This window comes from Kitasatospora sp. NPDC005751, from assembly GCF_040630835.1.
GTDB lineage: Bacteria > Actinomycetota > Actinomycetes > Streptomycetales > Streptomycetaceae > Kitasatospora.
On record NZ_JBEXYC010000017.1, the window covers coordinates 62,194 to 82,237 of the forward strand.

Annotated in this window: 16 protein-coding genes; 9 read left to right on the forward strand and 7 right to left on the reverse strand. The window is 75.9% G+C overall.

Translation table 11 applies throughout. The features are described 5' to 3' along the window. Positions 1–102 precede the first annotated feature (102 nt). Positions 103–1,734, forward strand: coding sequence for a carboxyl transferase domain-containing protein (locus ABZ497_RS18150; RefSeq protein ID WP_359806270.1), 1,632 nt, complete (start codon positions 103–105; stop codon positions 1,732–1,734). Positions 1,735–1,816: 82 nt separating this feature from the next. Here the strand turns inward: ABZ497_RS18150 and ABZ497_RS18155 are convergent, their stop codons facing one another. The 3 genes from ABZ497_RS18155 to ABZ497_RS18165 form a co-directional block, all read right to left on the reverse strand. Continuing rightward, positions 1,817–2,770: a hypothetical protein gene (locus tag ABZ497_RS18155; protein ID WP_359806273.1), complete on the reverse strand. Its 954-nt coding sequence runs from the start codon at positions 2,768–2,770 to the stop codon at positions 1,817–1,819. Positions 2,771–2,772: 2 nt separating this feature from the next. Continuing rightward, complete coding sequence (locus ABZ497_RS18160) at positions 2,773–3,306, reverse strand: SigE family RNA polymerase sigma factor (RefSeq protein WP_329490929.1); 534 nt, start codon at positions 3,304–3,306, stop codon at positions 2,773–2,775. 172 nt (positions 3,307–3,478) lie between these two features. After that, positions 3,479–4,453, reverse strand: a complete 975-nt coding sequence (locus ABZ497_RS18165; protein ID WP_359806275.1) for a helix-turn-helix transcriptional regulator — start codon at positions 4,451–4,453, stop codon at positions 3,479–3,481. A gap of 116 nt (positions 4,454–4,569) precedes the next feature. On the opposite strand from ABZ497_RS18165, the gene ABZ497_RS18170 reads away from it, so the two are divergent. Together ABZ497_RS18170 and ABZ497_RS18175 are read left to right on the forward strand one after the other, a co-directional pair. Beyond that, complete coding sequence (locus ABZ497_RS18170; RefSeq protein WP_359806278.1) at positions 4,570–5,364, forward strand: NAD(P)H-dependent oxidoreductase; 795 nt, start codon at positions 4,570–4,572, stop codon at positions 5,362–5,364. A gap of 517 nt (positions 5,365–5,881) precedes the next feature. Next, positions 5,882–6,256 (forward strand): transglycosylase SLT domain-containing protein, encoded by a 375-nt coding sequence (locus ABZ497_RS18175; protein ID WP_359806281.1) that lies wholly within the window; start codon positions 5,882–5,884, stop codon positions 6,254–6,256. 269 nt (positions 6,257–6,525) lie between these two features. Here ABZ497_RS18175 and ABZ497_RS18180 read toward each other — a convergent pair whose 3' ends face one another. Beyond that, positions 6,526–6,984: an HD domain-containing protein gene (locus tag ABZ497_RS18180; protein ID WP_359806284.1), complete on the reverse strand. Its 459-nt coding sequence runs from the start codon at positions 6,982–6,984 to the stop codon at positions 6,526–6,528. A gap of 143 nt (positions 6,985–7,127) precedes the next feature. On the opposite strand from ABZ497_RS18180, the gene ABZ497_RS18185 reads away from it, so the two are divergent. Both ABZ497_RS18185 and ABZ497_RS18190 read left to right on the forward strand, forming a co-directional pair. Continuing rightward, positions 7,128–8,117, forward strand: coding sequence for an AEC family transporter (locus tag ABZ497_RS18185; protein ID WP_359806285.1), 990 nt, complete (start codon positions 7,128–7,130; stop codon positions 8,115–8,117). A gap of 262 nt (positions 8,118–8,379) precedes the next feature. Next, the gene (locus tag ABZ497_RS18190; protein WP_329490922.1) at positions 8,380–8,727 is read left to right on the forward strand and encodes a hypothetical protein; all 348 of its coding nucleotides are present in this window, start codon (positions 8,380–8,382) and stop codon (positions 8,725–8,727) included. 71 nt (positions 8,728–8,798) lie between these two features. Here ABZ497_RS18190 and ABZ497_RS18195 read toward each other — a convergent pair whose 3' ends face one another. Beyond that, positions 8,799–9,233 (reverse strand): MarR family transcriptional regulator, encoded by a 435-nt coding sequence (locus tag ABZ497_RS18195; protein WP_329492362.1) that lies wholly within the window; start codon positions 9,231–9,233, stop codon positions 8,799–8,801. A 185-nt stretch (positions 9,234–9,418) separates the two neighbouring features. On the opposite strand from ABZ497_RS18195, the gene ABZ497_RS18200 reads away from it, so the two are divergent. Beyond that, positions 9,419–10,288, forward strand: coding sequence for an alpha/beta fold hydrolase (locus ABZ497_RS18200; protein WP_359806288.1), 870 nt, complete (start codon positions 9,419–9,421; stop codon positions 10,286–10,288). 179 nt (positions 10,289–10,467) lie between these two features. Here ABZ497_RS18200 and ABZ497_RS18205 read toward each other — a convergent pair whose 3' ends face one another. Further along, entirely contained in the window at positions 10,468–10,731 is a 264-nt protein-coding gene (locus tag ABZ497_RS18205) for a dsRBD fold-containing protein (RefSeq protein WP_329490920.1), read from the reverse strand. Positions 10,732–11,013: 282 nt separating this feature from the next. Here ABZ497_RS18205 and ABZ497_RS18210 point away from each other — a divergent pair, with 282 nt between their 5' ends. Next, positions 11,014–11,997 (forward strand): DMT family transporter, encoded by a 984-nt coding sequence (locus ABZ497_RS18210; RefSeq protein ID WP_359806291.1) that lies wholly within the window; start codon positions 11,014–11,016, stop codon positions 11,995–11,997. 29 nt (positions 11,998–12,026) lie between these two features. Beyond that, a complete protein-coding gene (locus tag ABZ497_RS18215; RefSeq protein ID WP_329490918.1) occupies positions 12,027–12,701 on the forward strand; it encodes a DUF6629 family protein in 675 nt (224 codons plus the stop codon). A gap of 43 nt (positions 12,702–12,744) precedes the next feature. On the opposite strand, the gene ABZ497_RS18220 is transcribed toward ABZ497_RS18215, so the two are convergent. Next, positions 12,745–18,666 carry a TIR domain-containing protein gene (locus ABZ497_RS18220; RefSeq protein ID WP_359806294.1) on the reverse strand — a complete coding sequence of 1,974 codons (5,922 nt, stop codon included), beginning with the start codon at positions 18,664–18,666 and terminating at the stop codon, positions 12,745–12,747. Between the two features lie 88 nt (positions 18,667–18,754). On the opposite strand from ABZ497_RS18220, the gene ABZ497_RS18225 reads away from it, so the two are divergent. Next, a complete protein-coding gene (locus ABZ497_RS18225; RefSeq protein ID WP_359806297.1) occupies positions 18,755–19,957 on the forward strand; it encodes an SLC13 family permease in 1,203 nt (400 codons plus the stop codon). Positions 19,958–20,044: the final 87 nt, after the last annotated feature.

Genomic DNA, 20,044 nt, shown 5'->3' on the forward strand with positions numbered 1-20,044 from the left:
CTGTCGACCCGGTCACACCCGCCCGTCGGTCCGGGACGGCTGGTCGGCCGCTGCGTAGGGTGGATCTTGTCGATGCGGACGGCTCGGACGGCGGGGTGGGTTGTGGGGACCGGAAGTTCACTGACGGCACGTCAACTCATCGGCCTGCTGGTGGACCAGGGCTCGTTCCGGAGCTGGGACGAGCCGGTCGGGGCGCAATCGGCCGACGCCGACTACCTGGCCGCACTCGCCCGGGCGCGCGAACGCACCGGGGTGGACGAAGCGGTGATCACCGGGGTCGGGCTGCTCGCCGGCCGGCCGGTGGCCCTGGTCGCCTCCGAGTTCGGCTTCCTCGGCGGCTCGATCGGGGTGGCCACCGCGGAACGGATCACCCGGGCCGTGGAACGGGCGACGGCCGAGCGGCTCCCGCTGGTCGCCCTGCCGGTCTCGGGCGGGACGCGGATGCAGGAGGGGTCGGCGGCCTTCCTCTGCATGCTGCGCATCACCGCCGCCGTCCAGGCCCACCGCGCGGCCGGCCTGCCGTACCTCAGCTACCTGCGCAACCCCACCATGGGCGGGGTCTTCGCCTCCTGGGGGACGCTGGGACAGCTGGTGTTCGCCGAGCCGCGGGCCCGGCTCGGGTTCCTCGGGCCCCGGGTGTACCAGGAGTTGCGGGGCGTGGAGCTGCCCGCGGACGTGCAGCTCGCGGAGACCCTGGCCGGGCGCGGCCTGGTGGACGCCGTGGTGGCGCCGGAGGACCTGCGGGAGGTGCTGCGACGGTCGCTGGCCGTCCTGGCCCCGGCCGCGAGCGTGCCGGATTCCGTGACCGCACCGGAGGCCGTACCCGCACCGGACACCGCGACCGCACCGGACGCCGCACCCGCGCCGGACACCGTGACCGCACCGGACACCGTGACCGCACCGGACGCCGCACCCGCGCCGGACACCGCGACCGCCCGAGAGCCGGACGCCTGGGACTCCGTGCGGCGCACCCGCCGCCCCGACCGGCCGGGGGCGCGCGAGCTGCTGCGCCGGACGGCCGACGAGCTGGTCCTGCTGGACGCGCCAGGCGGCCGCGGCGGCGCCCTGGTCCGGGCCCTCGCCGTCCTGCACGGCCGGCCCGCCCTGATCGTCGGGCAGCAACGGCAGGGTCCGGACCACGAACGCCCTTTCACCGCCGCCGACCTGCGGGCCGTACGGCGCAGCGCCCGGCTCGCCGAGCAGCTCGGCCTGCCGCTGGTCACCGTCGTCGACACGGCCGGCGCCGAGCTGTCCGCGGCGGCCGAACTGGACGGCATCGCCGTCGAGATCGCGCACTGCCTGACCACCCTGCTCGCCCTGCGCACGCCGGTGCTGGCGGTGCTGCTCGGCCAGGGCTCGGGCGGCGGCGCCCTCGCCCTGCTGCCCGCCGACCGGGTGCTCGCCGCCGGCCACGCCTGGCTCGCGCCGCTGCCGCCCGAGGGCGCCTCCGCGATCGTCCACCGGGACGGCGCGCACGCCGCCGACCTCGCCCGCTCGCAGGGCATCGGCGCGGCCGACCTGGCGGCGGTCGGCCTGGTCGACGCCGTGGTGCCCGAACGGCCGGACGCCGCCGACGAGCCGGCCGCGTTCTGCGACCGGCTCGGCCGGGCGGTCGGCGCGGCGCTCACCGCACTCGCCGGGGTACCGGAGGCCGAGCGGCTCACCGCCCGCGCCCGGCGCCACCGCCGGCTCGGGGACCTGCTCGTCGATACGGCCCGCGGCGGCTCCGCCTAGGACTCACTGACCAGTCGCGCCGCACCGGCGCGCGGCGGGAACGGTCGGACAAGCCGCGGCACCCCGGGAGGCGGGTCCGGCCTCACTTCAGGAAGTCGACGTGGTCACCGCCCTTCATCGGCACGCCGTCGCGGTCGAAGAGCTGCCACGACTGCGCGGCCTTGCCCGCCGGCCGGGCCACCGCGATCCAGCGCACCGGGGAGTCCCCCACGGTGACCGGCTGCGGCTCGTACGTCGTGCCGTCCGTCCAGGTCACCGTCACCCGGCCGACGTTCGGGTCGAGCCGCGCCGACACCACGTCGAGCGGGGCCACGGTGTCGCCCTTGCCCCGGTGGCCGACCAGGCCCCCGCTGAGCGAACCCACCGTGTCGACGGGCGTCGCGGGCGCGGACGGCGCCGGGACGCTGCCCTGGGAGTCATGGCCGAGGCGCACGCCGTCCACCGTGAAGTAGGTGTTCGTGACGTCGTCCCGGGGCTGCCAGTACTGCTTGACGAACTCCTCCGTCGGCGCGGTGAGCTCCGGGTCCACGGCGTGCCGCTCCTGCCAGATCGCCTGGGCCTGCTGGTAGGCCTGGTCCTGCCGGGCGAGCGGCCAGAGCGCGATCCAGAGCTTCCACTCCTTGCCGTCGGCGGTGCCCTGGGCGACCACCGCCCGGGCCGGGGTGAAGGGGTCGCGGACCGCCGCCGTCGGCGGGGCCGTGGTGGTGGAGGTGTCGGCCGCCGGTCCGCCACCGGTTCCGCCGCCGGTCCCGGACCCGGCCGGGGCGAGCGCCCCCACCGACGTGCCGCCCGCGCCGGCTCCGTGCAGACCGATCGTCGTGCCGCCGGCCAGCACCACCACGGTGCCCAGCGCGACCGCCCCCACCAGGGTCCGTCGCCGCCGCCGCAACCGGCGACCGCCCGCCATGATCTCCGGCAGCGGCACCGCCCCGACCCGCGCCCCGGCCGCGGCCTCCGCCAGCCCGAGCCCGACCCACACCGCCGAGTCGCCGTCGTCCGCCGCGCCCGCGGCGCCCGTCCGGTCGTTGCCGCCCATGCTCATACCGCACCTCCGACGTGTGTCATGCCCTTGAGTTCCTTCAGCACCGAGACCTCTCGGAGCCTCGCTATCCCCTTCGCCGCCTGGCTGCGCACCGCTCCCACCGAGCAGCCCATCGCCACGGCGGCCTGGCTGTCGCTCAGGTCCTCCCAGTGGCGCAGCACGACGGCCTCGCGCTGGCGGGGCGGCAGGGTGGCGAGCGCGGCCAGCAACGCCGAGCGCTGGTCGGACCGCGCGTAGCCGTCCTCCTCGCCCGCCGTCTCCGGCACGGCGTGGACCAGCAGTTCCGGCGGGCGGCGCCGGAAGCGGCGGGCGTGCTGGTTCACCAGGATCCGCCGCACGTAGGCGTAGGGGTCCTCGGCCCGGCGGACCTTCCCCCAGGCCGCGCAGGCCTTCTCCGCCGCGGACTGCACCAGGTCCTCGGCCGCGTACTGCTCCCCGGCCAGCAGGTACGCCGTACGCAGCAGCCGTGGCCAGGCCCCGACGATGAACGCCTGGAACTCGTCGTCCCGGTCGGTCTTCGTTTCTCCCATGAGCACCTCCTCACCCCTCCTGAGCCCGGACCGGGCCGGAACCGCTTCCTCCGCGGCGAATCCGGTGCGGCCCGCGTGCGCGCCCGGGGCACCGGGCGGTGCGGTAGGGGGAGGTGGGAGGCGGCGGGTGCGAGGCTCCGGGGGGCGCTCCCGGCGCCCTGCCGTGGACGCCTCAGGCGTCGGAGTACCGCACCGGCCCGGCGGCCCGCTCCTGCTGCGACGCCGCCACGGCCTCGGCCAGCCGGGCCAGCGCGGCGGCCTCCGGGCTGTTCTCCGCCGCGCTGAACACGTGCACGACCAGACCCGTCTCGCCCGGTGCGGCGGGCACGTGCAGCGTCTCGTAGTCCAGGGCGAGCAGCCCCGCCACCGGGTGCCGCAGCCGTTTGCGGCCCGCGCCGCACACCACGATCTCGCCGGTGGCCCAGATCCGCCGGAAGTCCGCGCTGCGCGCCGACAGTTCGGTGATCAGCGCGGCCAGCTCCGTGTCGTCCGGGTAGCTCCCGGCGGAGACCCGCAGCTGGCCGACGGCCTCGCGGGCCCGGTCCTCCCACTCGGGGTGGACGTCCCGGGAGCCGGGGTCGCAGAACAGGTACCTGGCGTTGTTGCCGTCCCGGCCGCCGGGTGTGCCGAGCCCGCCCATCAGTTCGGCGCCCAGCGCGTTCCAGGCCACCACGTCGAGGTGGGGGGTCGTCGCGAAGGCGGGGAAGTGGACGACGGCGTCCAGGAGCCGCCGCAGCTGCGGGCTGACCCGCGCCGCGGGCGCGGTGCCGCGCCGGGCTCCGGCCAGGGTGGCGAGGTGGCGGCGCTCGGCGGCGTCGAGGCCGAGCGCCCGCGCGAGCGCGTCGAGCACCTCGGTGGACGGCTGGGTGGCCCGGCCCTGTTCGAGGCGGACGTAGTAGTCGACGCTGATCCCGGCGAGCTGGGCCAGTTCCTCGCGGCGCAGCCCGCGGACCCGCCGGTGGCGGCCGCCGGCGAGCCCGACGTCCTCCGGAGCGACGCGGCCGCGCCGGGCCCGCAGGAAACCGCCGAGCGCCCGCCGGGTGTCGCCGACCCCGTCGACCGCCCCCACCGTCCCGACCGCCCCGAAAGCCTCGACCCGGTCGCCGCCCCCGCCCGTGCCGTCCGTCGTCGTGTCCGTGTGCCTCATCCCGCCCCCCGTTTCCTGGCGTCCAGTATGGGTGGCCCTCCCGGTACCAGGATCACCGGTCCTGCGGTTGACCAGGGTTCTGGCTGCCCGGCCGCGCCCGGGAGAGCGTGTACGACATGACCGCAGCCACGCCACAGCAGCAGAAGATCCTCGTCGTCAGCGCCCACCCGGACCCCCGCTCGCTCAACACCGCCCTCACCGCGTTCGCGGTCGACCGCCTGCGCGGCGCGGGGCACGAGGTCCGGCAGTCCGACCTCTACGCGATGAAGTGGAAGGCCGGGCTGGACGCCGACGACTTCCCCGCGCACGCGCCGGACGAGCGGCTGCACGTGATGGCCGCCTCGGAGCGGGCCACGCTGGCCGGGCGGCTGTCGCCGGACATCGCCGCGGAGCAGGAGAAGGTGCGCTGGTCGGACGCGGTGATCCTGCAGTTCCCGCTCTGGTGGTTCTCGACCCCCGCGATCATGAAGGGCTGGATCGAGCGGGTGTTCACCGCCGGGTTCGGCTACGGCCCGGCCCTGCCTCCCCCCTACACCCAGGACTCCGCCCTGGCGGGCCGGCGCGCGCTGATGTCCGTGACGGCGGGCGCCCGGGAGACGTCGCTCCTCGACCGGGGCATCCACGGCCGGCTGGCGGACGTGCTCCACCCGGTCCAGCACGGCCTCTTCTGGTTCACCGGTATGGCACCGCTGGAGCCGTTCGCGGTGTACGACGCGAACGAGCTGTCCGAGGAGCGCTTCGAGGCGGCGAAGGAGGCGTACGGCCGGCGGCTCGACGGGCTCTTCACCGACGACCCGGTCCCGTTCCGGTCGCTCGTCGGGGGTGACTACGGCCGCGACATGCGGCTGATGCCGGGTGTGGAGGCGCCGGGGACGGGCGGGTTGGACCTGCACGTCCGCCCGCGCGGCTGAGGAGCCCGGGCGGCGGGACCCGGCCCGGGCCGTCAGGGCGCCCACCGAGGGCGCACCGGTGTGGCGCCGCTCTCAGATCGTCTGTACCCGTAGTGGTTCCCCCGGACCGGTCCGTGACGGGCCCCGGTGGCCCGCCGGTGAGTGCGCTCACACACGAAAGGCCGCCACGACGGGCGGTAGTCGTTCTCGGGACAGCCACTCGGTCCGCCGCCGATCGCGGATCCGCCCAGGCCGGCGGGCACGCCGCAGGCGGCTCCGGAGGACCCTTCGAATCCACGGCACGGCCCCGGCTACGACGCCCGGTCGTAGCGAAGGGGTCTTGGCGACGGCCGATCCCGTCTGGCAACAATGGCTCAGTCGTCAGCCGCTCCGGCACCTGTCCCGCCGGAGCACGGCTTACCGCCGAGTCACGCCCCGCGACCGTATCGGCCCCTGTCCGGCCAACGGTCGAGGCGGGGCGTGACACCGGCCCAACCCGATTGAGGTCTTCTCCTTCATGCCCGCTTTCAAGCTCCGTATGCGTACTTCCGCCGCTCTTCTCGCCGGCGCCGCCGGTCTGACCGCCCTGGGCGCCGGCCTGGTGCCCGCCACCGCCTCGGCCGCGACCGTGTCCCCCCAGGCCCTCGCCGCCCAGATCGTGCCGGCCGGCCAGCTCGCGTCGTTCAGCCAGATCATCAGCCACGAGTCCAGCTGGAACGTGACCGCGACCAACCCCAGCTCGGGCGCGTACGGCCTGGCCCAGGCGCTGCCGGGCTCGAAGATGGCCTCCGCCGGTGCGGACTGGAAGACCAACCCGAAGACCCAGATCAAGTGGGCGCTGGACTACATGAACTCCCGCTACGGCAGCCCGAACGCCGCCTGGTCGTTCTGGCAGAACCACCACTGGTACTAAGCCGAACTCTTCCGAGCCACCGGGCCGGCCGGCCGATCGATCGCCGGTGCTCCGCCGGGGCTCCGGCTGCCGCAGCCAGACCACTGTCCCCCCTCACCCCGGGGATCGGACAGGGATCACCGGGGTGACCGAGAGGGCCCGTGCACGCGCGATCCGCGTGCGCGGGCCCTCTCGCCCGTCTCCGGGCCCGGTCCGGCGCGCTCCCCCGGACCCGACCGGGCCGGACGCCGGACGGACCGGACCGGACCGGTGCCGGGCGGCGAAGGGTGTCAGTCGCCGTCCACGCCCACCAGGCCGAGCAGTTCGCGCATCCGGCGGTACTTGGCGGCCAGCCGTTCGGCCGTCGGCGCGTCCAGGGTGGCCAGCCGGGCCGGACTGGAGTTGTGGGCCAGGTCGGCCCGCTTGACCAGGAGCGCGCCGGGGGTCGCCAGGATGCGGGCCGTGTACTCCTCCACCGGCTCGCCGGGGCGCTTGGTGAGGGCGTCCACGATCGCCTTGGTGTCCTCGGACAGGGCCGCGGCGGCCAGCCACTCGCGGGTCAGCACCTCGTCCTCGATCGCGTCGTGCAGCCAGCCCGCCGCGATCTGCTCCTCGCTGCCGCCGCGTTCCGCCACACCGTGCGCCACCGCGGCGAGGTGCTCGCTGTAGGGGTGACCGTTCTTGTCGACCTGCCCGTCATGGGCACGCCGCGCGATCGTCTCGACCTCGACCAGGCTCAGGTTCTCCACCGGGCCATGGTAGGCCGGGAGCCCCCGCGGGATGCCCGGCCGACTCGGCCGGGAGGGCGTCTGGTTGACTGCGGCGGTGCCGGGAGACCCCCGCGAGCCGCGTACCGGACACCGCCGGACACCCCGGACCACCCCGAGGAGCCATGCCCAGTCTGCACCCGTTGCTCTCCGGCTTCGCCCCGATCTGGGCCCTCATCGGGATCGGCTACCTGGTCGGCCGCAGCGGACTGCTCGGGCCGCACGCCGACGCGGTGCTGAGCCGGTTCAGCTTCCACCTGGCCATGCCCGCGGCCCTGTTCCTGATGATCGCCCGGACGCCGCTGAACCGGTTCGCCAACCCGTCGATGCTGGCCTTCGCCGCCGGGACGGCGCTCGCCGCCGGTCTCGGCCTGCTGGCCGCCCACCGGTTCTTCGGCCGGGGGCTCGCCTCGGGCACGATCGGCGGGATGGCCTCCGGCTACGTCAACTCCGCCAACCTCGGCATTCCGGTGGCCCTCCAGGTGCTCGGCGACGCGTCCTTCGTCGGGCCGGTGGTGCTGTTCCAGACCCTGCTGGTCACCCCGATCGTGCTGACCGTGCTGGACACCGGCCGCGCCGGCCGCCGGGCCGCGCTCACCCTGCCGGTGCGCAACCCCATCCTGCTGGCGGTCGCGCTCGGCGCCGCGGTCTCGGCGACCGGCTGGCACCCGCCCGCCGAGCTGGCCCGCTCCTGCGAACTGCTCGGCGGCGCGGGCGTACCGGCCGCGCTGGTGGCCCTCGGCATGTCGCTGCACGGCCGCCCGGCGACCGCCGCGGACACCGGTACCGGCGCCGGCACCGTTCCTGGTGCCGGCGCTGACATCGGCGCGGGCCCCGGCAACCGCCGGTACGCGGAGGTCGGGGTGACGGTGGTGCTCAAGACGCTGATCCAGCCACTGGCGGCGTTCGCCGTCGGGGCCGGCCTGCTCCACCTGCCGCCCCACCAACTGCTCACCGTGGTGCTGTTCTCCGCCCTGCCGACCGCGCAGAACGTGTTCGTCTACGCCGCCCAGTACGGGCACGGCACCGCGCTCGCGCGGCGCTCGATCCTCTGCTCCACCCTGGTCTCGATGGCGACGCTGTCACTCGTCAGCCGGACGCTCGGACCCGGCTGAGCCGTACGGCCCGGCGGCACCGTCGGACCGGCGCCGCGACGGCGGGTCGGCCCGGCCGACGAAGCGGGCGACGAAGCAGGCATTGAAGTGGGCGACGCGGGTGAAGCGTGGGGAATTCGTGGAGCCCGACGGGGGCGGGATCCGGTGCCCGCCGGTACGCCGCCGGTGGGGAGCCGTCAAGAACCCGCCCGACCTGTACGAGACGCGTGCGACCGGGCGGAAAGCATCGCCTCCCGGGCGGCGCGGTGGAATGCTGGCGAGCATGACTGAAGCCAACCGTCCACCCATGGTCAAGCGTCAGTGCCCCGCCGTCGTCACGCTCCCGCAGTCCGATGTGGATCACTTCAACAGCCTGCCGCACGCCGCCTTCATGATGGAGCAACACCTCCGCTGCGAGCTCGTCGCCGGGCACGAGAGCACCCACTGCGCCCTCGTCCAGGGCGTCGGCAACGACCTGCACTGGGCCTCCTGGCCCGTGTACACGGTCGAGTTGGCGCCGCGCTGCCCGGCCGAGGCCGGGCTGAAGGGTCCGGAGCACGTCAGGGAACCCGACTTCTGCCTGCTCCGCGAGGGCCACCCCGGGGACCACTTCGGCGAGACCTGGTTCTGATCCCCCGGCGCCCCCGGGGGTGCCCCGCGTCACCGGCCCCGGACGACGATCGCCTCGCGTCCGCGGTCCGGTCACTCCTCCCGGGCCGTGGCCACCACCTCGGTCATGGCCAGCAGGAACCGCCGGGCCGTCGCCAGCTCCGCGGGGTCGAACCGGCCCATGGCGGCCACCAGATCGGCGATCAGCCCGCCGAAGAAGCCCTGCCCGAGCTCCACCGCCCGCTCCTCGACCACCAGCCGGACGCGTCGGCGGTCCCCGGGGTCGCGCTCGCGGCGGATCAGGCCGAGCCGCTCCAGCCGGTCGACCAGGCCGGTGGTGCCCGCCGAGTTCAGCCGCAGCGCCTCGCCGAGCCGGCCCGGCGTCACCACCGTCCCGGCCCGGGCGGCGTCCAGCAGGTGGATCAACGCGCGCAGGTCGGTCGGGTGCAGGCCGTGGCGGCCGGCGAACTCCGCTCCGAACAGGTCCAGTTCGACGGTCAGGCCGCGCAGCAGATGGACCAGCCGCATCGGCTCCTCGGGTTCGTCCACCTCGTTCTCCTTCCGCTCCAGGTGCGGTGGCACTATTGTCTCGCTCAGCGAGATTATTGTTCAGCGAGTAATTTTGCCACCCGCCGGAGGACAGCAGAATGTCAGCACGCGCCTCACGCTCCTCACGAGCCCCACGAAACCCGCAGGACACCCGGACCACCGGCGTGGGCGGCGCCGACGATCCGCTCGATGCGTTCCTCGCCGCCTACGACGCCGTGCTGGCCCGCTGGCCCGTCCCCGTCGAGCCGCTCACCGTCCGGACGCCGCACGGCACCACCCGCGTCAACGCCTGCGGCCCCCGCGACGGGCGGCCGCTGGTCCTGCTCCACGGCGGCGGCGCGACCTCCACCGGCTGGCTCGCCGCGGTCGAGGCGCTCACCTGCGCCGGGCACCGCGTCCTCGCCGTCGACCTGATCGGCGACCCGGGGCGCAGCGTCCACGACGGCGCCCCGCTCGGCGGTGTGCCCGGCCTGCTGGGCTGGCTGGACGCCGTGCTCGACCGGCTCGACGTGCCCGAGGCCGACTTCTGCGGTCACTCGTACGGCGGGTGGATCGCCCTGGAGTACGCCCTGCACGCCCCCGCCCGGGTCGGCCGACTCGCCCTGCTGGATCCGACCCAGTGCTTCGCCGGCTTCCGCGCCGGCTACCTGCTGCGCGTGCTGCCGCTCTTCCTGCCGCCCCGCTCGGCCGGCCGGGCCCGCGCCTACCTGGACTGGGAGAGCGGCGGCAGCGGCCTGGACGCCGGCTGGCGCGAACTCTACGCCCTCGGCCACGCCGGGTTCCCGGCCTCCCGGGTGGTCACCGGACCTCGCCCGACGCGTGAACGACTGGCCGCCCTCGGGGCGCCGGCCCTGGTCCTGCTCGCCGAACGCAGCCGTACCCACGACGCGCGCCGCGTGGCCGCGTCGGCCCGCGAGGCCCTGCCCGGCGCCACGGTCGCCGTGCTGCCCGAGGTCTCCCACCACACCCTGCTCACGGCCCGGCCCACCGAACTCACCGACCGGCTCACGTCATTCCTGTCCGGTGCCGCGTGACCGGCTTCGAACCGGAGGGCGCCGGGGCCCAGTAGCTCACGGGCCGTCCGAGCGGAACGGCCGCGGCGCCGGCCCCACCGCCATCCACCCCGTGGGTCCCGGGCGGCGCACACCGGCCGGCCCGGGTGCGCGGGTCAGGTCGACCGGCCGGGCGGACGGCGGGTCAGCGGACGGACGGTTCAGTAGATCAGGTAGCCCGGCCGGTGGCCCTCGTCCTCGATCTCGCCGGTCGCCTGGGCCCGTAGCTTGCGGGACAGCGCCTCCAGGGCGCGGGAGGCGGCGACCTCCTCACCGATCCGGGCGAGCGGGCGGTCCTCCGCGCTCTTGAGCGACTCTCCGTGGGCGCTGAGGCCCGGTGCCCTGGCACCGGTCAGCCTCGCGTCGCATCCCGTGTGCACGCCGTCTTCCTCGAAGCTCAGCTCCACATCCCACTGGTTGTGCATGCCACACCTCCTGGCGCCTGCCCCCGTCGCGCCCACTCGGGCCGGCACGGTTGCGGACCCGTGGCGGCTGCTCACACCAGCGTGCGCCCCCGGCGCCCGGGGCGGCAAGCGCGGCCCCGGGCGCCGGGGGCGGCAGCGGAAGCAGCCGTCCGGCCCAGGCCGGCCCGCGTCCCGGCGGTCGGGTCAACGCCCCGGCGGTACGCTGGCGGAAACGTGCCGCGACCGCCGTCGAACCACGGATCGCCGGTCCGGCGCGGGCAGCGACGTTCGGGTGGTCCCTTCGTGGTGGTCTTCCTCCTCGCACTGAGCGCCGCCTGCTGCCTGGGGCTCGGATTCGTCCTCCAGCAGCACGCGGCACAGCGTGCCCCGCGTGCCGACCTGCTGCGCTGGCGGCTGCTGCTGGACCTGCTGCGGATGCCCGAATGGCTGCTCGGCACCGGGTTCATGGTCAGCGGTCTGATCCTCTCCGCACTCGCCCTCAACCAGGGCGAGGTCTCGCTGGTCGAGCCGCTGCTCGCCACCAATCTCCTGTTCGCGATGGCGCTGTCCCGGGTGCTGACCCGGCAGAGCCTCGGCCGGTCCGGCTGGGCCGGCGTGCTGCTGCTCGCACTCGGTGTGACGGCGTTCATCGTGGCCGGCCGCCCCACCGGGGGCGGCGAACCGGCCGGGGAGCTGCGTCACTGGGTGGTGGTCGGCACCGTGGTCGGCCTGACGGTGCTGCTGGTCTCCACGGCCCGCCGGATGCCGCTGTTCGAGGAGGCCACCCTGCTCGCCCTCGCCGCCGGCCTGCTCTACGGCCTCCAGGACGCGCTCACCCGTACGACGACCCTGCGGCTGGACCACGACGGGCTGGACGCGGTGCTGCGCAGCTGGCAGCCGTACGCGGTGGTGGCGGCGGGGGTGGTCGGACTGCTGCTGGTGCAGAGCGCGTTCGAGGCCGCCCCGCTGCGGATGTCGCTGCCCGCGCTGACGGCGGCCCAGCCGATCACCGGGATCGCCTGCGCGGTGGGCTTCCTCGGCGACCGCCTGCGGGTCACCCCCGGTGCCCTGGCCTGGCAGGCCGCGGGACTGGTGGCGGTCGTCATCGGGGTGATCGTGATCGGGCGCCACCCGGCCATGCCCGGCAGCGGCCACCGGGCGGTCCCGCGCGCCGCCGAAGCCGCCGACCGCCCGGACGGCGGGGACGGCGGGGACTCGCCGGACTCCCCGGACGGCCCGGACTCCCCGACCGGCGCGGGCCCCACCGACCCCACCGGCTCCCGGTAGCCGGGCCGGCCAAGGAACGGCGGCGACCCATGTGCTGGAGCGCGCAGGCGGACCTCGTCGCCGGCGGGGTGGTGTCGGGCATCGGCGTCCTCTGCCTGGTCCGGACCCACCGCGCCGGCCGCCCCGAGCGACTGCCCCTCGCGGCCCTCCCGCTCGTCCTCGGCGTGCACCAGCTGATCGAGGCCGCGGTCTGGCACGGCGCCGAGGGCGGCCTCCCCGCCGGTCCGGCCGGGTGGGCCCGGACCGCGTGGGCCGTGATCGCGTTACCGCTGCTGCCCGTCCTGGTCCCGGTGGGGGTGTGGACCGCCACCCGCGACCGGGCCCGCCGGCGCCCGCTGCTGGGCTTCGTCCTGCTCGGCCTGCTGGTCGCGGTCCCGCTCGCGCTCGCCGTCGCGACCCGCCCGGTGACGGCCACCGCGCACGGCCACACCCTCGGCTACGCCGTCGGCATCCCGCACGCGGCGCTCCTGCTGACCGGCTACCTGGTGGCGACCGTCGGCCCGCTGCTCCTCAGCGGCGACCGCCTGCTGCGCCGGCTCGGCCTGCTCACCGGGGCGGGCGCCGTCCTCTGCGCGCTGCTCTGGCGGCTGGCCTTCGTCTCCACCTGGTGCGCCCTGGCGGCCCTGGCCAGCCTGCTGCTCCTGCACTGGACGGCCCGCCCGCCCCGGGACGCGGCCCCGGCCGGCGACCCGGCGGCGTTCTGACACCACCCGTCGGCCGTGGCCCCGGGCCCGCCCGCCCCGGGGCTCACAGCAGCGCCTCCGGCGGCATCCGGTGGACGCCCGGGAGCCGGGTGTCGAGCTCGCCGGGCTCGAAGCGGCACATCCCGACCGCGTGCCAGAACTCGCCCACGACGTCGCCCTCGTACTTGTACGCGCCGGACGGCAGCAGCGCCGCCCAGCCGTCCGGTGCCCCGAGCAGGGTCGCCCGGGCCGTGGGCGCGCCGTCGGCGGGGACGTCCCAGAGCCGCACCGTGCCGTCCTCACCGCCGCTGGCCAGCAGCGATCCGTCCGGGCTGAAGGTCACCGCCAGGATCCGGCCGGTGTGCCCGCGCAGCCGTCCGAGGTCCTGCCCGGTGCGGGGGTCCCAGAGCCGGACCACCCGGTCGTCCCCCGCCGTGGCGAGCAGCGACCGCCGGGGGTGCACCGACGCCGTCCAGAGCCGGCCGGCGTGGCCGGTCAGGCGGTGCCTGATCCCGCCGTCCGCCCAGACCACGGCGTCGCCGTCCCACGAGGCGCTGGCCAGCCAGGCGCCGTCGGCGCCGAACGCGACGCCGTACACCCGGTCACCGTGCCCGTCGTGCCGGGCCTCGATCCGGCCGGCCTCGATGTCCCAGATCCGGACGCTGCTGTCGTCGCAGCCGGTGGCCAGCCGGCGCCCGTCCGCGCTGAACGCGATCGAGCGGACCCGGCCCCGGTGCTCGCGCAGCGTGGCGACGTGGGCGCCGGTGCTGCGGTACCAGATGCGGACGGTGTCGTCGTCGTTGGCGGTGGCCACGAAGACTCCGTCGGCGCTGAACGCCTCCGCCCAGACGTGCTCCGTCTCGACGTCCATCTCCCGCAGGTACTCACCGGTCAGCGCGTTCCACAGATAGAGGTCGCCGTCGTTGCTGGCGGTGGCCAGCACCGGCCCCTGCGGGCTGAACTGCGCCGAGACCAGCCGGCTGCTGCGCCCCGAGAGCTCCCTGACCCGGCGGCCCGTGGCGGGCTCCCAGAGCCGGACCACGCCGTCGTTGCCACCGGCCGCCAGCACGCCGGCGTCCCCGCTGAAGGAGAGCGAGCCGATCCGGCGCCCGTGGCCGCGCAGCAGTTGGCGGCTGCGGCCGGAGGCCGGGTCCCAGAGCCGGACGGCGCCGTCGTTGCCGCCGGTCACCAGCAGCGTGTCGGCCTCCGCCCCGCCCGGTCCGGCGCCGGGGCGGAACCGGCAGGCCCAGACCGAGCCCCGGTGCTCGGGCGGCTGGCGGCGCGGGGCCACCACCTCGCGCCCGCCCGGGGCGGGCGGCCCGACCCGCCACACCCGGACCACGCCGTCGCTGTCCCCGGCGGCGAGCCGGCCGCCGCCGTCGTCGAAGTCGACCTGGTAGACCGAGCCGGTGCAGCCCTCCAGCCGGCCGGCCGCCGTCCCGTCCTGCGGGTTCCAGAGCCGGATCTGACCGGCCGTGTCGCCGCTGGCGAGCAGGTCCCCGTCGGGGTGGAAGGCCAGCGTGTAGACCCGGCCGCCGTGCCCCTCGAAGGTGTGCAGCAGGCGTCGCCCCGCGACGTCCCAGACCCGGACGGCGCCGCCCGGGGCTTCCGGGACCGCGTCCGCGGCGCCCCGGACGGCCGCGCCGTCCGCACCGGCGTCGCCGGTGGCCAGCAGCGTCCCGTCCGGGCTGAACCGGGCCCGGAAGACCGTCCCGCGGTGCCCCGGGAGCTCGGCGACCCGCTGCCCGGTCGCGGTGTCCCACAGCCGGGCCCCACCGAGCCGGTCACCGGTCACCAGCAGGGCGCCGTCCGGGCTGAAGACCGCGGTGTAGACGGGTGCGGCGTGGCCGGTCAGCCGGCGCAGCAGCCCGCCCGTCGCGGTGTCCCAGAGGGTGACCGTCCCGTCGGCGTCACCGGTGGCGAGCAGCGCCCCCGTCGACTCCAGCGAGACCGGCCAGACCCCGCCCGGGTGGACGTCGAGGCGGTGCAGGCACTCCCCGGAGACCTGGTCCCAGAGCCGAACGGTGCCGTCCGCGCTGCCGGTGGCCAGCACGCTCCCGGCGAACTTCACCGCGTAGACCCGGTCGATGTGGTCCTTGAGGGTGCGCAGGGCGACTCCGGTGAGCGCGTCGCAGACCAGCACGCTGCCGTCGGCGCTGCCGACCGCGAGCAGCTGGCCGTCGGCGCTGAAGGCGACCGGTTCGGGCAGCCGGGCGGTGCGCACGCCGAACCCGTACGGCACGCCGACCTCCGAGGGCCGGAAGCCGGCCTCGACGGGCAGGCCCGGTGCGATGGCCGCGGCACGCAGTTCGGGGGCGGCCAGCACCTCGTCGTCGGTGACGGCGGAGATCAGGGCGGCCCGCTGCCAGCGGCTGCCCCGCAGCCGGGCGCCGCGCAGATCGGTGCCGATCAGCCGGGCACCGCGGAGGTCCGCGCCGGAGAGGTCGGCGCCGGAGAGGTCGGCCGCGTCGAGCCGGGCACCGGCCAGCCGGGCGCCGCGCAGCGAGGCGCCGGCCAGGCTGGCGCCGAGCAGCCGGGCGTCGGTGAGGTCGGCCTGGCCGAGGTCGACGCCGGAGAGGTCCCGGTGGGAGAGGTCCTCGCCGGCCAGCGCGGCGCCGCGCAGGTCGGTGTGGGCGGGCACCCTCAGCCGGGCCAGCACCTTGACGGCGTTGAGCCGCGCGGTCTCGTCCGCCTCGCCGGTCCCGTCCAGGACGTCGTGGGCCCACTGCTGGCAGAGCTGGTGGTCGGCGAGGTCGCAGAGGAACTCGACCGCCAGCCGGCTGAGCGGGCGCCGGGTGAGCAGCTCCGACTCGCCGTTCCCGAGCGAGGCCGCCGCGGCCCGGGCGACCAGCCACTCGACCACGGAACCGTGGATGAACTGGAACACGCCCTCGTCGGACCGGACGAGCAGACTGCCAGATCCCACCGCGTGCGCGAGCTGCGGCGCGGGCAGGTGGCTCCCGGCCAGGCCGGTCAGCGCACCGGAGAGGTCGAGCAGTTCGTCGTACGGCAGGGAGGTGCGGCTGGTCTCCCAGAGCCGGACCGCGAGCGCGGTCACGGCCTCCCAGAGCTGGTCCAGGCCGAGGCCGGGCGCGGCGCCCGGGCCGCCCTGGCCGCGCCGCTCCTCGAACTCCAGCCAGGCGGTGAAGACCTCCTGGTAGAGGCCGGCGGCGCTGAGCGCCCGGCCGGCTCCGGCGACGGCCCGCAGCCGGTCGTGGTCGAGGTCGGCGACGAAGCTCAGCAGCCGGGGGTTGCGGCAGAGCGCGAGCAGGTCGGGGATGGCCTCCAGCAGCCGCATCCGGCGGTCGGCGGCGGCCTCGTCGCCGTAGCGGTTGGCCAGGTAGCCGCGGATCTGGGCGGTGGTGAAGTCCTGGACGGCGATCAGCCGCCGCTGCGGGAGCAGGCCGACCCGCTCGCCGAGGGCGGTGAGCACCTGTTCCTGGGAGCTGAAGTGCTGGGTGCGGCTGCTCACCACGATCTTGGCGTTGTCCACGGCGGCGTCCAGCAGCACCTGGAGGTGGTCGGCGGCGCGCTCGTAGCTGACCCGGTTCAGCAGTTCGTCGAAGCCGTCGAACAGGAGGACCACGCGCCCCTGCCGGAGCATGTAGCGAAAGGCCCGCAGGTCGAGGGTGTCGACGCCGTGGGCGGTCAGGTGGGCCGCCACCAGGCCGTCGAAGGAGTGCGCCTTGTCCAGTGCGCTGAGGTCGACGAACAGCGGCGTCAGGTGCGGGAGTTCGACCGGGATGCGGCGGGCCAGCTCGCGCAGGGCGAAGGTCTTGCCGTGCCCGAAGTCGCCCAGCAGCAGCAGGAACCGGCCGTGGTCGGAGTCCAGCAGCCGGAGCATCTCGTCGACCAGGCCCTCGCGTTCCTCCCCGCCGGGGCGCTCGGCGTCCCGGTAGCGCTGCGGCAGGTAGAGGCCCGGCTGGTACTGGCTGTCGGCGGCCAGCCGCTCGCTCTGCGCGGCGACGTGGTCGCGGAGGTCGAGCAGGCCCTGGAACTCGATGAAACTGCGCAGCCGGACGCCGCGCCGCCGGGCCCGGTCGCGCAACTCGCGCGGCGGGGGCGGGCCGTCGTGGACCAGCTCGGCGTCCGGGGCGCTGCCGGCGGCGTGCACCTCGTCGACGAAGTGGTCGACCTCCTCGGCGGTCGGGGTGTGCACGCAGACCGCGACCCGCTGCTGGCGGACGAATCCCGACTCGTTCCAGGTGACGAAGAGCTGGGGCGGCGAGCCGGCGACCGAGCGGATCTGGGCGCCCTGGTGCCGGGTGCGGCAGACCTCGGCGACCCGGGCCAGCAGGGTGTCGAGCGGGGAGGGCAGTTCCCTGGTCTCCCGCTCGGCGGCGGGCACCGGGGCGGGGCCCGCCGCGGGCGGGGCGTCGGGCGCGGCCCGGTCGGGCGGCGGCGGGAACGCGCGGTGCGCCCGGTGCCAGCCGACCGCCGACCGCCGGGGCTCGGCGCCCGGGGCTGTGCCCGCCCCCGGGGCGGCGCCGGGGCTCGGGCTGGGCCAGTGGGTGAGCCCCTCGCGGGTGAGCTGCAGCAGCTGGTGCGCGCCCGGGGCGGTGGCACCGAGGACCCTGAGCTCCCCGGCGGAGGTGGGCAGGTCCTGGAGCGCGGCGCGGCCGTCGGCCGGCCCGTGCAGCAGCAGGTGCAGCCGGGGCGCGGTCAGCCGGGTGAAGCGGTCGACGTCCCGCAGCGGCTCGGCGTCCTGGCCCGCCCGGGCCGACCGGGCACCCGCCGGCCGGGGCGTGACGGGGTGCCGAACGCCGCCGATCCGCAGCCAGCCGTCGTTCTCGTACGGGCGCAGCGCCTGGGCGAACCACGCGGCCTGCTCGGGGCCGAGCCAGCCGTACCGGTCGTCGGGCCGGTGGCTGTGGGCCATCGAGGAGTTCAGGCCCGCGACGACCGTCCCGAGCTCGGGCACCGGGAACAGCGTCCAGGGCTGGTCGCTGTCGAAGACCACGTCCAGCCCCTGGTAGAACTCCTGGAACAGCCGGGCGTAGTGGCGCCACTTGGGCCAGTACGGCGGGGTGGGCCGCAGTTCGTCCGCCTCGCAGGTGGCGAAGTAGGCGCGGGAGGCCGCCTGGCTGACGTCCTGACCGCCGGGGACGATCGCCACCCGGTGCGGCTCCAGCCCGAGCAGGGAGCGCATGCCGGTCAGGAAGGCGAGGGCCTGCTCGCACTCCCGGGGGCTGCCGGACGCGGTGAGGTCCCCGGTGACGACGACCAGTTCGGGCGCCGGGGCCCCGGCGTCGGCGAGCTCGACGAGGTCCCCCCAGACGGCGGCCTGGAGCTCCGCGGGATCGGTGCCCCGGCCGAAGGACGGGCCCGCCAGGTGCAGCACCGTGACCGACTCCCGCCCGCCCGGGTGGCCCGCCGCCGGCGGGTACTCCGGCCGCACGGAGGGCCTGCGCCGGCCGGACCGCCCGGTGCCGCCGACCGGCCGCAGCGCCTGCGGGGCCGGCTCCCCGTCCTGCTGCGCCCGGGCGGCGGGCGGCGCGCCCGCGGCGCCGCCCGGATAGCCCGGCCGCAGCTCCGGCCGGGCCCGGCCGTCCATCGCCTGGGCGACCCTGGCGAGCAGTAGGTGGCGGGCCAGCGCGGGGTCGGTGACGGTGGCCAGGTCGATGTAGGTCAGGGTGGCGAGCAGGCCGTCCACCGGGATGTCCTCGATCCGGACGGTCAGCAGCCTGCGCTCCGGGGCGTCGGGGTCGGCGCGCAGGGCCGCCTGCCACTCCATCCGGCCGTAGCGCGAACGCTCGTAGTGGCGCGAGAGCAGCGCGATGACCGCGGCGGACTCGGTGACACCCCGGTCCATGAAGTCGACGAAGTTGGTCCCCGGGACGAAGTCCCACGCCTGGAGGAAGGCTCGGTAGCCCGCGTCCTCCAGCGTCCAGGCGATCCAGGCCGCCCACCGTTCGTCGGCGGGCGAGTAGCTGATGAAGAAGTCGATCGGCCCGGGGCCGCCCGGGTTCACGTCATAAGCCCCCATGGGGCCAGCTTATGGCCGATCGCCGACGAGCGACCCCGGTTCGGACCCACACTCGACCAACCACCGCTCGTATGCGACCCTGACCACCGTGCTTGCCTACTGGCCCAACGTCAAGCGGCTCCACCCTCTCGACTGGGTGGCTGCTGCGCTGCTCGCCTGCGGGCTGCTCCTCCTCGCCACCGGACTGCTACCGACGGACTCCGCCGGGGCCGCGATCTCCCGGATCGCACCCCTGCTCGCCTTCCTCGGAACCGTCATCGTGCTCGCCGAACTCACCAGCACCGCCGAGGTGTTCGACGTGCTGGCGGCCGGGGTGGCCCGGACCGCCCGGGGCAGCTACGCGGCGCTGTTCGTGCTCTGCGTGGCGCTGGCCGCCGTCACCACGATCACCCTCAACCTGGACACCACGGCCGTCCTGCTGACCCCGGTGATGCTGGCGCTCGCCTCGCGGGTGGGCATCGCGCCGCTCCCGCTGGCGATGACCACGGTCTGGCTGGCCAACACCGCGAGCCTGCTGCTCCCGGTGTCCAACCTGACCAACCTGCTGGCCGCCGAGCGGGTCGCGCTCTCCCCGACCGGCCTGGCCCGGGTGATGTGGGCGCCGCAACTGGCCGCCGGCCTGATGACCATGGCCTGCCTGTGGTGGTTCTACTGGCGGCGCGACCGGCGCGGCGCGAACGACTACGACCCGCCGCCGGCCCACCGGCCGGCCGACCGGGTGCTGTTCAGGATCTGCGCACTGACCTGCGCCGGGTTCCTGCTGACCAGCCTGCTGGCCGACCTCCCGCTCTGGGTCGCCTCAGGGGTGGCGGCCCTGGTGGTGGTCGTGGCGTTCGCCGTGCGGCGGCCCGAGGCGCTGCGGGCCTCGCTGATCCCGTGGCGGCTGCTGGTAATGGTGCCGGGGATGTTCCTGGTGGTGCAGACCTTCGACGCGCACGGGCTGCACCGGGTGCTCGCCGCGGCGATCGGGACGGACGGCGGGGTGCTCGGGATGTTCCGCGCCTCGGCGGTGGGCGCGGGGCTGTCGAACCTGCTCAACAACCTGCCCGTGTACCTGGCCGGCGAAGCCGCCGTACCGGCCGGCAACCACCAGCAGCTGCTCTCCCTGCTGATCGGCACCAACATCGGCCCGCTGATCACACCCTGGGCCTCGCTCGCCACCCTGCTCTGGTACGAGCGGTGCCGGTCGGCCGGGCTGCGGGTACCGCTGCGCAGCGTCGCGGCGACCAGCGCCGTCCTGGCCGTCAGCGGGGTGGCGCTGGCCACCGCGGCCCTGACCCTGACGTCGTGACGGCGTAGCGGCGTAGCGGCGTAGCGGCGTGACGACGGTGGCCGGAGGTGGCCGGAGGTGCACAGGGCGGGGAGACTCGACTCCGCT